Here is a 13,387-nt window from a genome sequence, read left to right as displayed (position 1 = left end):
AGCAATAGTTATGGTATATTAGGGCTTGTGAGTTTCAGAAAAATATTTTATAAGGATGTGCTATGCATGCGGAAAAAATGGCTATTGTCCATTGTGGGCGTTTTATTAGCCGTTACTCTAGCAGGTTGTGGTAACAAAACTGTTGCGACAACTTCTGGTGGTAATGTGACCGAGGATGATTACTACAATGAAATGAAAACTTCATCCAGCGGTAAACAAGTTTTACAGCAATTGATTTTGAATAAAGTATTGGAAAAAGAATACGGTGACAAAGTCTCTAAGGCTAAGGTTACCAAACAATATAATTCTTATAAGAGCCAATATGGTTCATCATTTAGTTCTGTCTTATCACAAAACGATATGACTGCTTCTAGCTTCAAACAGAATCTGCGTTCAAACTTATTGCTGGAACAAGCAGTTAAGGATAACGTTAAGATCACCGACGCACAATTGAAGAAGCAATGGAAGTCTTACCAACCTAAAGTAACCGTTCAACATATTTTGGTTGCTAAACAAGACACTGCTGACACGATCATTGCCGAATTGAAGAAGGATAACTCTGCTGCTAACTTCAAGAAGTTGGCTAAGAAGTATTCAACTGATACTAGTACTAAGTCTGATGCTGGTAAGTTACCTGCCTTTGATTCAACGGATACTAGCTTGGATTCTACATTCAAGAAAGCCGCATTCAAACTTAAGACTGATGAATATACAACAACACCAGTTAAAACACAATACGGCTACCATGTTATCCGCATGATCAAGAACCCTGGTAAGGGCTCAATGAAGTCGCATGAAGCAACGTTGAAGAGTCAAATCTACACCGCTGACATGCAAGACAGCACTGTTCTTCACAACGTGATCGTTAAGGTCTTGAAGAAGGGTAACGTTCAAATCAAGGATGACGATTTGAAAGATGTCTTATCTGGCTACACGAAGGCAACTAAAGCTAGCTCATCTAGCGCAAGTACAACTTCAAGCAGTGCCACTTCAAGCGAATCAAGTTCTAGTGAATCTAGCTCTTCAGAATCAGCTTCAAGTGTTTCAAGCTCTAGCGAATCAAGCGCTGCAACTGCATCATCCTCTAGTGCTGCTGAATAAGCACCTAGTCCAAAACGACCAGAACAAATTGTTCTGGTCGTTTTTTTGTCTCCTGCGTTTATTGAAATCAGTTTCTGTACTGAATTATCAACTAGTCACCCACTTTCGTTAACCAAAAATTAATTAGATTTTAATTTAGTTCTTTAATCATTCTCTAATTTAGTTTAGACTAGAGATTAATTATTTATTATCGTTAGGAAGTGAGCGTTTGGGTTCAGAATTAACGTTTCGTAGTGGTTTGCACGACGTCGTACCAACAACTTTCGGCTATATTGGTGTCGGTTTAGCCTTTGGCGTGGTCAGTCGTACCAGTCACCTATCATTATGGACAGTCTTATTAATGTCACTAGTCGTCTATGCTGGCTCAGCACAATTTATTATTACCAGCATGCTACTAGCTGGCAGTCCGATCTCAGCAATTATTTTTTCAGCCTTTTTAGTCAACTCGCGCATGATTTTAATGAGTACCTCGATGGCACAATATTTCAAAAAATACTCATTAGCAACCAATATTGGTATCGGCTCGCTACTGACCGATGAAACTTTTGCCTTAGGCATGAACAAGCTTAATGACACCGGCCGCCGGCTGACGCCAGTTTGGTTTCACACCGCAAACGTAGTCGCCTATTTAGTTTGGGCGGCAGCAACGGTTGCCGGTGCGCTAATTGGTAATTTGATCACTGATCCCAAAGTCTTCGGTTTAGATTTTGCGTTAGTTGCCATGTTTTTAGGCTTACTTTATCTGCAAATGATCAGTGATCGCAGTAAAAAATTAAGTTTACAACTATTAGTGATCGCCTTTGTGGCCTTGGCGGTTTACGTACTCTTAATTTTTGTATCGGCTAATTTTGCTTTGCTGGGCGGGACAATTTTGGGCTGCTTATTCGGGATGGAGGTGCGCAAATGGCATTAACTGGTTACGTTTTCTGGACGATCATTGGCTGCGGTCTCGTCACTTGGCTATCCCGGGTGCTACCCTTTATTTTGGTGAAACAATTTGAATTACCGCGCTGGCTGATCGAGTTTCTCTCCTTCGTGCCAGTGGCGATCATGACTGCGTTAGTGGTGGAAAATTTATTTGTTGCTCACCCTGGCCACTTACCCAGTCTGAATATTGGCAACGCACTGGCCACACTACCTGCGCTGATCACGGCGATCATCACTAAAAGCTTATTAGCCATTGTGGTCGTCGGTATCGCGGCGATGGCATTTATTCGGGCAATGGGCTGGGCTTAAAAGTGATTTAGGTTGTTAAAAAAGCAGTGTTATTAAAAACGCGCGACATTATCGTTTAAACTAAAATATTCAGCAATAAAAATGAGACTGCAACATAATTTTACTAGCACCTTCTGAAGTTTAGTTGTCATACTACCACATAAGCAGATTTAGTTTGGTGCCATTCCGGCGCTGGCGTATGGAACGCGTGGCGCGTTGGTAAGCTAATTTTCTTTCCAATTAAGCCCAATCGGAAAAGAAAATGGATCTTACCAATCGCGCATGGTACTAGGCGACCACAATTCGGTCACCAAGTACCATCGACACAGCTGATACGCCAGCGCCTCCATTTCACCTTGGCAATATTAGATCACTATTTCATGAATCGAATCAACCGTTTTAGTTAGCTCAATTAGGATTAACCGACAGTTGTTTGTGATTCGCAGTTTTAAAGTAAGTTATATGCACATAAAAACACCGATAAAACAGTTTTCTGACTGTTTTATCGGTGTTTTGCTTTCTAATTACCACTAAACTTGCTACTTAAACGATCACATAATTGAACATTCAATTATTACCTAATGGAATGGAGTCGCATCGCGCATTCTTAATAGCTGAATTAATAGGTATCAGAAACTAGCTCTACGTACAGCCAAACTTAAGAATGCGCCGTTTTACTTATGTCACTGCTTTTTATTCACCTTTGGGTTGGTAAAAATTACGATTGTTCATGCCGAAAACACGCTCGGAAAAGCTTCCTGGTTCGGTATGGCGCAATGTTGTCGTCATCATTTGCATCGAGGCATCGAGGTTGTCTAATTGATGCAACACCTCAGCTTCGATCACTTCTGGCTCTACTGGTGAACCGTACTCGCGCAAACCGTGATGAGCCAAAATTACGTGCCGCAATAGCAGCATATCTTCGCTAGCGGCATCGATTTTCAAAGCAACGCAAGCGCGAACGATTTCTTCATCAACGATCACAATGTGGCCCAATAAATTACCGGCGACTGTGTACTGCGTCGCCACGGGTCCTGTCAGCTCAATGGTTTTACCTAGATCGTGTAAAATTACGCCAGCATACAACAGCGGGCGTTTGATTTCTGGATATTCGTCACACATCGCCTTAGCTAAATGCAACATGGTGATCGTGTGAAAAGCCAAGCCGCCTTTGAAAGCATGGTGGTTAGTTTTTGCTGCGGGATATTCGAGAAATTCTTCTTGGTGACGTTGCATTACCCAGCGGACCACACGATTCCAATTTGCGTTGGTGATCTCAAAAATCGTTTGGTTGAGTTCATCGCGTAAGGCACTGGCACTGACTGGCGCTTTAGGCAAATAATCAGCCACCTGCTCATTTTCATCTGGTGTGGCTAAGCGTAATTTTTGAATCTTCACTTGTGGTTTACCCTGATATAATTCACGCTTACCGTTTAAAAAGACAATTTCGCCAGCCTGATAAAGCTCGATCTCAGCATCACTAGCATCCCAGAATTTCCCCGTTAACGTGCCGGAAGTATCTTGAAAAGTAAAGGCAATAAACTTTTTGCCGTTTTTAGCCACACGAACATCCGCGGACTTAACTAAAACAAATAAAGCAATTTCGTCATTATTTTGATAATCATATAACTGTTTATCGGCCACAGCAAAGGCCTCCTTTTTTTTAGAGAGTGGTTGGAAAAGCGCTCATATTTCGAGCATTAGCCTAGTTCGACGAATTAGCTGCGTCAGCAGATGATTGGGCGAACGTAGCTAAGCGGAAAAATATGCTTTTCCAACCACGTTTACGCTACCTCGTCTTTCATTCCTGCAGTTGTGTCACTTGGCCCACAATCGGTTGCACTGAGCGTGCGGTAAAATAAATCACCTGATTAGTCCGGCTCAGTTCAGTCAGCAAAGTTAACACTTGTTGCTGCCGCTGCGCATCAAAATTAACGAAACTGTCGTCGATCAGCAATGGTACCTGTTGCACATCACTGATCGTTTGGGCAAAAGCCAAGCGTAGCGCTACATACAACTGTTCAGCGGTCCCCTGCGATAATTCACCAACGGCAAATTGCTGCTGGTCACGCCGGATGACTGTGATTTGAGTTGCCATCACGTTTATTTTAACATATCGCTGCTGGGTTAAAATGGCAAAATAATTTTGTGCGGCGGTCAACATTTGCGGCAAACGTTGTTGCGAAGCTTGGCTAAGCGTTTCTTCGATCCATTGGGCAGCTAGTTGGTAGCTCAACCAACGCTGGGTCAGCGCACTGATCTCGGCTTCTTGCTGCGCGACTTGCTGGCGTAAAACGCGGTAACTACCGTCGCTGGCTAGCTGCGCCAATTGTGTTTGTAACGTGGTCAACTGCCGCTGTGCCGCATCCAGCTGCTTTTGCTGCTGTTGTAGCTCATTTTTCCGAGTCGTTAGCTCAGTTTGCACCACGGTCAAATCGCTGTACTGCTGTAATTGCGGCAATAACTCATTAATTTGGTTGGCTAAAACTTGCTGGCGCTGAATTAATTGCTGTTGCGCTTCGTCAGCTTGCTGGCGCTGGTTAAGTTCATGTTCACTGACCAAATGCTGACTGGCCAACAATTCGTGTAACGCCTGATCTAGCGCTGCTATTTCCTGCTGTACCCGCGTGGTTTGCTGCTGATAATAAGCATAGTTTTGATCACTATCACGCAACGTTGCCAATTGTTGCCGCTGTTTTGTAACAAAGGTGGTCACTTGCTGGATCGCCGCTGTAGGTTCCACTGCAGCTAACGGCAACCACTCGCGAGCAAAATCAAAGCCAGTTAGCCACTGCTGCACTTGATAAGTGGCTTCACTTTGACGTTCAGTTAATTGATCAAGCTGTTGTTGGCAAGCCAACAATCGTTGTAGATCATGCTGATGATTTAAAATCACATCATCGCTCAGCGCCGTATAAGCGTAACGCGCTTTTAACGAGTCCCACGCCGCCGTGTACGCCGCCAAGTTAGCTTTACTAGTGGTCATCGCCTGATCCAAAGCCGCCAATTGCGCTTGCTGCTGATCCAGCTTAGCTAACGCCTGTTGCCACTGTGATTGCGTCGCTGTATTAGTTGGCGCTGGTTGGCGATTACGATAAAATTGCCAGCCGGCACCAACGATACCGCTCACCGCAACAATTTTAGCCCAACCTGGCAATAACAAACCGATCACCACCACCAAACCCCAGATCAAATAACTTTGTTGCTTAATATGGCGTTGACTGCGATTTTGTGGCTGTTGCAACTGGGTCTCTAATTCAGCAACTTGTTGCTCGGTCAATCGCTGTTGTTCAAGTTGCTGTGCCTGGGTTTGTTGTTGTTCTTCAAGTTGTTGCTGTAGCTTTTGACGCTGCTGCTGATTATTGCGGGCTTGGGTCAAATCAAGCTCACTTAACGGTACAACCGTGGCTGTAACACCTAGATCCGTCTGCAGCTGCTGACTTTCTTGCTGTAAGTCGTGTTGTTGCTGCTGTAATTGCGCGCTAACTTGCACCGCCGTCTGGATATCCGCCACCTGGTCTAATTGCGTGTCAAATTCAGCTTGGTGTTGCTGATAAAATAAAAAGGCCGGCGCCAACTGCTGCTCACCAGTTGCCGCATTTAATTTAGCGGCTAACTGTTGTAATTCAGCATGACGACTGCTGCGTTTCTGCTGTAACGCTTGATAGTCAGTATAAACTTGTGGCGCCAAACTAGCCGGTTGCTGGGCTAATTGTTGTTTAACTTTCCGCCAAGCTTGGTAATTTGGCCATGCCGTTTGTAGCTGGGTCAATCTGTTAACTGCCGTCCGCGCGGTGGTCAATTGTTGCCCTAAAGTCTGTACCACAGCCTGCTGCCGCGTTACTTTTTCTTGCTGCGCCATATAGGTCGGTAAAGTCGCCTGGGCACTGGCTAGTTTGGCGTTAAGGTCTGCCAATTGACTTAGCGCTTGATTCAACGGCCACACTCGCCCACGTGGTTTGTACAGCCGCGCAGCTTCACGGCGATACTTTTGAGCTAAACTGAGCCATTGCTGACTGCCAGCAGCGCCCACCGTCAATAAATGACGGCTGAGATCCGCCTTTTGTAGCTGAAAAATTGCCATTAGATCTTGTTGGTTAAACCGGAAAATTTGCCGAAACAACGGTCCATCGATCGGTGCTAATAATTGTTGCAAAAAAGCTTCATCATGCTGACTGCCATCGGCTGTGGTCACCGTTACTTCGCCACCAGCACGGCCGGCCACACGTTTGACTACGTAGCGTTGATCGGCTTGAACAAACGTTAACTGACCACCGTAACTGTGGCCATTTTTAGGAATATACTGCGCATAAGGCTTCTTTTTGGTGGCAAAGCCAAATAAAACACCGTCAATAAAGGCACTGAGCGTTGATTTACCGGCTTCATTGGCCCCCTGAAAAACTTGTAAACGCGGATCAAAACTGAATTTTTGATCATACCATTTACCGAAGCCAAAAATTTCGACTGCTTCAATCCGCATCATCGTCACCTGCCAATGCTTTATTTTCCCGCAATAAATTTAAGACTTGCGCTTGCAGCGTTGCTGGTAGATCAGCTTGGCGCAGTTCAGTAGCTAAAAATTCAGGCTGACTCAGCGGCTGCGCGACTTGGCCAATATTTGCTGTTGTAAAAATTTGCTGTGCGCTGGCCTGCCAGTAGGTTTGATCAAGCTGGTTAAAATTAGGTGTCGCCGTCACTTGAGCAGTCAAGGCGTAGATCCAGCGCCATGGCTGCGTTAGCGGCTGTTTTTGCAAGTAACTAAGTAATTCGCCGCTTTCGATTCGCTGTAACAAGGTGGGGCTTAGCTGCTCTGCATCGGTTAAAACAACCTGCAATAGCAAGGCTTGCGGCTGCTTTAATTTAGCCAGCGCCTGCTCGATCGTATTAATGATCGTGGTCAAACGCACCGCGCCAGCCACCGACACCGAACAAGTTAGCCATTCGATGGTCGCCACTGGCCGAAACTCCGGCAATAACCGCTGCCCCTGTTGGCTAACTAAATAATAACCCCGCGGCCCTGCTTCATTCGGGTTGCGGCCTTGCGGATTGCCGGCGTAGACGATCGGCGGCTGCGACTGCAAAATTTGCTGCTGATGAATATGGCCCAGCGCCCAATAATCATAGTGCTTCTGATTTAATTCAGCCAAACTAAACGGGGCGTATACAGCATGCGCGCTGGCAACGCCACTTTGACTGCCATGTAGCAGCCCAATTTGAAAATCAGCGGTGGTTTTCACCGGAAATTGCGGGGTCATATCAGTTTCCACCCAGCGCTGTGCATAGCTAAAACCGCTTAACGCCACCTTTTGTCCATCCTTGGTGGTTAAGTTAAAGGTAGCGCCATTGCTGGGGAAAACGTGGGCGTTGTCCGGCAATGGTAACTCAGCAGCACTGTCCGCCACATAATCATGATTGCCGTAACTTAAATAAACTGGGATTGCTGCTGTTGCTAACCGTTGGAGTTGTTTTTGTAAAAACAGTTGGGCTTGAATGCTGCGTTCAACGTGATCATATAAATCTCCGACTAAGCAAACAAAGTCCACCTGTTCGGCAATAGCAGCGTCAACGATTTTAGCGAAGGCGGTAAAAGTTGCCTCATAGATCTGCTGCCACAACGCAGCCGGCGCCGTCCGTAAGCCGAGAAATGGCGTATCTAAATGCAGATCAGCAGCATGAATAAATTTCATCGGCGTACTTCCTTTCTGAATTGTCACCACTAAAAAAAGCCCGCCAGCGAGTCGTCTAGTCGGCATATTGCCCGACCATTCGTCTCGCGCGACCGACCTTCATTGCGCTAATTAAAGCTGTTCTAAATGGTTACACTAGCCGCTGTTAGACTTAGTGTAACTTCTAGTTTGCGTATAATTCTTGGACTGGTTTGGTGATGATTTGGTTTAAATCATCCATAATTTGGCTCATAGCCTTTTCTTTTTCCATCAAGGCTTGGACTTCGTCGAACTTGCCAACTTTATCCGCTAATTCATGGGCCTTATTAATTTCTGCATCCGTTAATTCTTGACCTTGCATTTGTTTTTGTTGTAACTCAATATTAACTTTTTGAAATTGCTTAAACATGTCATAAGCGGTTTTATTTTGCTTCATCGCATCGTACGTCGCCTGTAGGGCAACAAATTCATCGATTTGCCGTAATTCGCCTTCTAATTTGTTTGCTGTATCGTACACATTGACTGCCATGTTGTGCCTCCGTTAATTTAAATTATGCCTAGGCATTATAGAACTTAGTATAGCATGTTTTTAACCGTTTTCCTAGTTAAAAACGAACGTTTGTACGCTTGATCATTGGCCAAAAAGCCCTTTGACTGAATCGACCCAACTTTTGGCGTTGCCAGCGGCAGAATCTAAGTTGGCTTTGGCTTTAGCCGCACCATTTTTCACTTGATCCCAAACGTTCGCCGAATTAGTGGTTTGTTCAGCGCTAGCACGCGTTTTCGCATCTTTAGTGCTGAATTTAGTGCCATCTGTGTTCGGCAAAATATTTTCCATTTCTGACTTCCATACTTTGGCGACGCCTTCTTCACTAATACCTTGAAGAAAATGGCTGCTGTCGGTGCTATCGTAGCCGATCCAAGTGGCGACCACCACGTCTGGCGTATAGCCGACTACCCACTGATCTTTGGTGCCAAAACCGTAACTATCTGGCACCTCGGTACTGCCGGTTTTCCCAGCCACATCATAGCCGCTCGGTTTCGCCGACGTGCCTGTGCCATAATCAAAGACGCCCAGCATCATGCTGTTCATTTCTTTGGCTGTTTTCGCCGACATCACGCGTTTTGTTTTCGTTTCCGTATTATCGACGATCACATTACCACTAGCATCAACGATTTTAGTGATAAAGTGGCTGGTTGGCCGCTGACCTTGATTAGCAAAGGTGGCGTAGGCCCCAGCCATTTGGTACGGTGACACGCCAATGTTCAAGCCACCTAAAGCCATTGCCAAATTTTGATCACTTTTCGGTAACGTAATACCAAAATCTTTGACCGCGGCGACCCCTTTTTGGACACCAATTTGGTCTAACAGCCAAACTGCGGGCACGTTTAAACTTTGGGCTAATGCACTATACATCGGGACTTTACCCTGGTAATTATCACCGTAATCGGTTGGCGTATAGTGGTTGGCGCCGTAAGACATTTTCTTGTCGGTTAATTCAGAATCATAATGGTAGCCATTTTCCAGCGCTGGCGTGTACACTGCCAGTGGCTTCATGGTTGAACCCGGTTGGCGTTTGATCTGGGTGGCACGATTGTAGCCGCGGAAAACCGGCGTGGCGTTACGACCACCGACCACCGCAGTGACGCCGCCGGTTTGCGGATCCATTGCCACCGACGCGCCTTCGACCTGGGTGCCATCAGCCGCATTGGCCGGAAAAACGGAACTATCAGCAAAGGAAGCTGTCATCTGCTGTTGGTAGGTTTGATTTAGCGCTGTATAAATTTTATACCCTTTATTCATGATCTCTTCTTCGGTCAAGCCGTACTTGCTGATGGCCTCGTTGATCACCGCGTCAAAATAATACGGATAGCGATAGCCGTCAGTTGAATTGTAATTATCCTGCAAATTCAAGGCTTCCTGCTTGGCGGCAGTCGCCTGACTGGTGGTCAATTTATCGTTATCGACCATTAAGCCGAGAATTAAATTACGCCGCGAAATATTATAGTTGGGGTGATCGATCGGATTATAGAAGCTCGGGCTGCGCAACATTGCCGCCATACTTGCCGCTTCTGCCGTATCAATTTCTGCAGCACTTTTACCGAAATACTTCTCAGCAGCATCCTGAACTCCCCAAACACCATTACCAAAGTACGCGTTATTCAAGTACATGGTGATAATATCCTGTTTGCTATAGACTTTCGTGATCTCGATCGACAAAAATAATTCTTCCGCCTTACGGATCAGGGTCTGTTGCTGGGTCAATAGCGCGTTTTTAGCTAGCTGTTGCGTCAACGTACTACCACCACCGCTGATTTGACCGTGATGGATCACATAACTGACGGCGGCGCGGGCGTACCCTTTAATACTGAAACCAGGATTGGTCCAAAAAGTTCGATCTTCCGTTGACGTGACCGCATTTTGAATCTGCGGTGAAATTTTATTATAGCTAACGTAAGTGCCTTTCTGGGCGTAAAGTGAGCCGGCCTTTTGTTGGTCATGATCATAAATCGTTGTCGTCGTTTGTAAATTGGCCTTGAGATGCTCCACGTCCGAGGTCTTGGCTAGAAAAGTCAGGTAGGTGCTGAAACCTAGAAAAATTAGCATCAAACCTAACAGAACCCAGCGTGTCAGTAAATAACGCCGCCATATTCGACGCACACCATGCCAAAAACCAAGCCAGTATGGCCCAACAAAATGAAAAAATGGCGCTAAAAAATGACCGATCGCACCAATTATTTTGCGGATGCTTGTTAAAAAATTTTGCATAAAAAATCCTCATTTACTAGAGTGAAATAGTTTTTCGTTATTCAGTTTATTGCCAATTCAACAACAATTTCGTAACTCGCCACCGAATTGCCTTTATATTGTAGCATATTTCGTTTAGACAAAAGTTAAGCCTGATTTAAGTTTAAAGAAAGTTGCGACCATGCGCCACGGTCTTTAGTCGCAAAAGTTATTTGGCAGCGGGCTGATTTTTAGTTAGAATAAGCAGTGATGCAATTTATCTAATTCAACGAAACCGTGGCCACAATTTTAACTGCGGCCACGTTCTAAAATCGAAGGAAGAATTTCATGCAAAAATGGCAATACCACTGTACCGTGACTGCCGCTCAGGCTGGTCATCGTTTGAAACAGTATCTACGCGGCGATTTATTAGTACCCAAAACAATTTATCATGAACTGCGGATCCACCGCGCGGTCACCATTAACGGCGCTTATCAATCAGTTCATACTTGCGTCCAAACGGGCGACGATGTGCTGCTGACTTTTTATGACCGCGACTTTAGCACCCCACAGCCGCAATATCAAGGTGGCGATGCTAGCCAGGTCCACGTTTTATATGAAAATGACGATCTGCTGATGGTAGATAAGCCGATTGGCATCAAAACGCACCCCAATCGGCCGGACGAACAGGATAGCCTGATGAACCATGTCGCTGCTTATCTGCAGGCGCCTGCTTACGTCGTCCATCGCTTGGACCGCGATACTAGCGGCGTTATCGTTGTCGCTAAAAATCCAGTGGTGCTTCCGATTTTGAATCGGTTGATCGGCAGCAAACAGATCACCCGTCAGTATCGTGCTTGGGTCCACGGTCATTTGCCGGCTAGCGGCACGATCAGCTTACCGATTGGCCGTGATCCGCTGGATAAACGCAAACGCCAAGTCGATGGGCCAAACGCGTTAGCTGCCATCACCCATTATCGCGTGCTGCAGCAAACCGCCACTAAATCGTTACTGGCGATTCAACTAGAAACTGGCCGCACCCACCAAATTCGCGTTCACTTTAGCTATTTAGGTCATCCCTTAGTCGGCGATGTTTTATATGACCCGCAAGCTGCCGCCTACCCGCGCTTATTTTTGCATTCGGCAAAAATGCGGCTACTGCTGCCGTTTAGTCTCACACCAGTTGAAGTGACTGCGCCGCTACCAGCAAGCTTTTTGCAGATCACCGATTAAAGTTAGCGTGACTTCCTACTTAAGTCGCGCTTTTTTTGCGCAATTAAAAAAGCCGCTCTAAAAGAGCCGCTTTGAATTTTGCATAAAATTTTATTCCAGCACCATACGCTGGGTAAAGTAGTCGTGAATATATTGTGCGCCAGCACGGTCAGGGCTGATGATCAAGATCGTATCGTGTCCGGCCAGGGTTCCGGCGATCTCTGGAAAAACTAAATCGTCGATGATCGCCGCTAAGGAATTCCCATTGCCTGGGGCAGTGTGCACCACATTGACAAATTCCACTTGCTTCACCGCCACCACAACTTCGGCAATGGTTTCGTCCAGCCGTTCGGCCTCAGTTTTTTCGCCATTATGGTAGATCGTGTAGCGTAAAGTTCCTTCTGAATCACGTTCCTTGACGACTTGCATCTCGCGAATATCACGGGAGATCGTCGCCTGGGTCGCGGGGATGCCTTCAGCCTCCAGCGCCGCTAACAAAGCTTCTTGGGTCGCGATTATATTTTGCTTGATGATTTCTTCGATCTTTGCTTGTCGAACTGCTTTTTTCAAAATAGTCACCTCAACTAAGGTTGTCTATCGGCGGGACTTTACTCAGCACGCGACCGTCCAATACGGTTTGCAAGCCCATACTTTACCGACTAGCTTAAGTATAACAAATAATTCGCGACTTTACCCAAATTTACGAATAAAAATACGGTTTTTAAAACCGCTTTAATTTTAGACTACTCGTTTGGCTATACCCATTAATCATTAAGCAGCTGGTCATAGATCGCCGCTAACTTTTCCTTGTGATCCAACGCAGATTGCATTTGATCATTGGTTTCAGAGACGGCCGTTTCTTGAGCCAATTGCGCCGCATCAGCGGGTGAGATCTGCTGGTCTTGATATTGCAATTTATTCTCAGCCAGCGCCTGCCAGTAACTGATCTGGAACCCATACTGATAGCCGGCAAAATAAATGTATAGCAGATCAGCCAAGCGTAATTTAGCTGGTACCACTAGATTTTCTTTATTCCAAGTCGTAGTTCCTTGGGCTAAACCGATCTGGTTGGCGATACGATCGTCCATTATTTTATAATCCTGGCTACTCTGCTGCGTAAGCTGTTCAGCCAAGGTCTGCGCGATTTGTTGTGTTCTCGTCTGCGCCAACTGTTCAAAATCAGGTATCTTAGTCGCTAAGTCGGCCGGCGCAATATCAGTCGTTTGCGTCAGATAAGCGGAATAGGCGTCATTGACCCCTACTTTCATCCCAGCGTGGTAGATCAATTGTAACTTGTCGACCCATTTTTGGGCTGGTTGCTGGTTCCTGTCCGTTATATCGGCCGTTAAATCAGTAGTTAGCTGTTCTAAATCATATGCCATTTATAATTCCTCCGCTCGCTTTTACATGTAATCGTTTACTAAAAAATTATACCACGAAACGCAAATGCTGGACGATACTTCGT

11 protein-coding genes are annotated in these 13,387 nt (G+C 45.7%); 4 read left to right on the top strand and 7 right to left on the bottom strand.

Annotated features, from left to right (window positions below):
* The first annotated feature begins 66 nt into the window (after nt 1–66).
* The 3 genes from EKM76_RS00150 to EKM76_RS00140 all read left to right on the top strand — a co-directional run bounded on the left by EKM76_RS00150 (nt 67) and on the right by EKM76_RS00140 (nt 2,337).
* A complete protein-coding gene (locus tag EKM76_RS00150) occupies nt 67–1,101 on the top strand; it encodes a peptidylprolyl isomerase PrsA (RefSeq protein WP_125548643.1) in 1,035 nt (344 codons plus the stop codon).
* Nucleotides 1,102–1,309: 208 nt separating this feature from the next.
* Complete coding sequence (locus EKM76_RS00145; protein WP_125548642.1) at nt 1,310–2,014, top strand: AzlC family ABC transporter permease; 705 nt, start codon at nt 1,310–1,312, stop codon at nt 2,012–2,014.
* On the top strand, nt 2,005–2,337 hold the full coding sequence (locus tag EKM76_RS00140; protein WP_125548641.1) for an AzlD domain-containing protein: 333 nt from the start codon (nt 2,005–2,007) through the stop codon (nt 2,335–2,337). Before EKM76_RS00145 ends, EKM76_RS00140 begins: the two co-directional genes overlap by 10 nt.
* 672 nt (nt 2,338–3,009) lie before the next feature.
* On the opposite strand, the gene EKM76_RS00135 is transcribed toward EKM76_RS00140, so the two are convergent.
* The 5 genes from EKM76_RS00135 to EKM76_RS00115 all read right to left on the bottom strand — a co-directional run bounded on the left by EKM76_RS00135 (nt 3,010) and on the right by EKM76_RS00115 (nt 10,752).
* Nucleotides 3,010–3,960, bottom strand: coding sequence for a 3'-5' exoribonuclease YhaM family protein (locus tag EKM76_RS00135; RefSeq protein WP_125548640.1), 951 nt, complete (start codon nt 3,958–3,960; stop codon nt 3,010–3,012).
* Between the two features lie 157 nt (nt 3,961–4,117).
* Nucleotides 4,118–6,796, bottom strand: a complete 2,679-nt coding sequence (locus EKM76_RS00130; protein WP_125548639.1) for an ATP-binding protein — start codon at nt 6,794–6,796, stop codon at nt 4,118–4,120.
* On the bottom strand, nt 6,786–8,003 hold the full coding sequence (locus tag EKM76_RS00125; protein ID WP_125548638.1) for a metallophosphoesterase family protein: 1,218 nt from the start codon (nt 8,001–8,003) through the stop codon (nt 6,786–6,788). The genes EKM76_RS00130 and EKM76_RS00125 overlap by 11 nt, the downstream gene beginning before the upstream one ends.
* 163 nt (nt 8,004–8,166) lie before the next feature.
* The gene (locus EKM76_RS00120; RefSeq protein ID WP_125548637.1) at nt 8,167–8,511 is read right to left on the bottom strand and encodes a YlbF family regulator; all 345 of its coding nucleotides are present in this window, start codon (nt 8,509–8,511) and stop codon (nt 8,167–8,169) included.
* Between the two features lie 102 nt (nt 8,512–8,613).
* The gene (locus EKM76_RS00115) at nt 8,614–10,752 is read right to left on the bottom strand and encodes a PBP1A family penicillin-binding protein (protein WP_125548636.1); all 2,139 of its coding nucleotides are present in this window, start codon (nt 10,750–10,752) and stop codon (nt 8,614–8,616) included.
* Between the two features lie 306 nt (nt 10,753–11,058).
* Between EKM76_RS00115 and EKM76_RS00110 the strand changes: the two genes are divergently transcribed.
* A complete protein-coding gene (locus EKM76_RS00110) occupies nt 11,059–11,943 on the top strand; it encodes an RluA family pseudouridine synthase (RefSeq protein ID WP_125548635.1) in 885 nt (294 codons plus the stop codon).
* 90 nt (nt 11,944–12,033) lie between these two features.
* On the opposite strand, the gene argR is transcribed toward EKM76_RS00110, so the two are convergent.
* Complete coding sequence (argR, locus tag EKM76_RS00105; protein ID WP_125548634.1) at nt 12,034–12,492, bottom strand: arginine repressor; 459 nt, start codon at nt 12,490–12,492, stop codon at nt 12,034–12,036.
* 194 nt (nt 12,493–12,686) lie between these two features.
* Nucleotides 12,687–13,304 (bottom strand): hypothetical protein, encoded by a 618-nt coding sequence (locus EKM76_RS00100; protein ID WP_125548633.1) that lies wholly within the window; start codon nt 13,302–13,304, stop codon nt 12,687–12,689.
* Between the last annotated feature and the right edge of the window lie 83 nt (nt 13,305–13,387).

The organism is Loigolactobacillus zhaoyuanensis (genome assembly GCF_003946385.1).
Lineage (GTDB): Bacteria > Bacillota > Bacilli > Lactobacillales > Lactobacillaceae > Loigolactobacillus > Loigolactobacillus zhaoyuanensis.
Note: the sequence above shows the minus strand (reverse complement) of the source record. Positions and strands in the feature narration are given on the sequence as shown.

Coding starts and splice junctions, on each gene's coding strand:
- EKM76_RS00120 (WP_125548637.1), bottom strand. CDS start 8,511: ATGGCAGTCAATGTGTACGATACAGCAAACAAATTAGAAGGCGAATTA.
- EKM76_RS00125 (WP_125548638.1), bottom strand. CDS start 8,003: ATGAAATTTATTCATGCTGCTGATCTGCATTTAGATACGCCATTTCTC.
- EKM76_RS00130 (WP_125548639.1), bottom strand. CDS start 6,796: ATGCGGATTGAAGCAGTCGAAATTTTTGGCTTCGGTAAATGGTATGAT.
- EKM76_RS00100 (WP_125548633.1), bottom strand. CDS start 13,304: ATGGCATATGATTTAGAACAGCTAACTACTGATTTAACGGCCGATATA.
- EKM76_RS00140 (WP_125548641.1), top strand. CDS start 2,005: ATGGCATTAACTGGTTACGTTTTCTGGACGATCATTGGCTGCGGTCTC.
- EKM76_RS00150 (WP_125548643.1), top strand. CDS start 67: ATGCGGAAAAAATGGCTATTGTCCATTGTGGGCGTTTTATTAGCCGTT.
- EKM76_RS00110 (WP_125548635.1), top strand. CDS start 11,059: ATGCAAAAATGGCAATACCACTGTACCGTGACTGCCGCTCAGGCTGGT.
- EKM76_RS00115 (WP_125548636.1), bottom strand. CDS start 10,752: ATGCAAAATTTTTTAACAAGCATCCGCAAAATAATTGGTGCGATCGGT.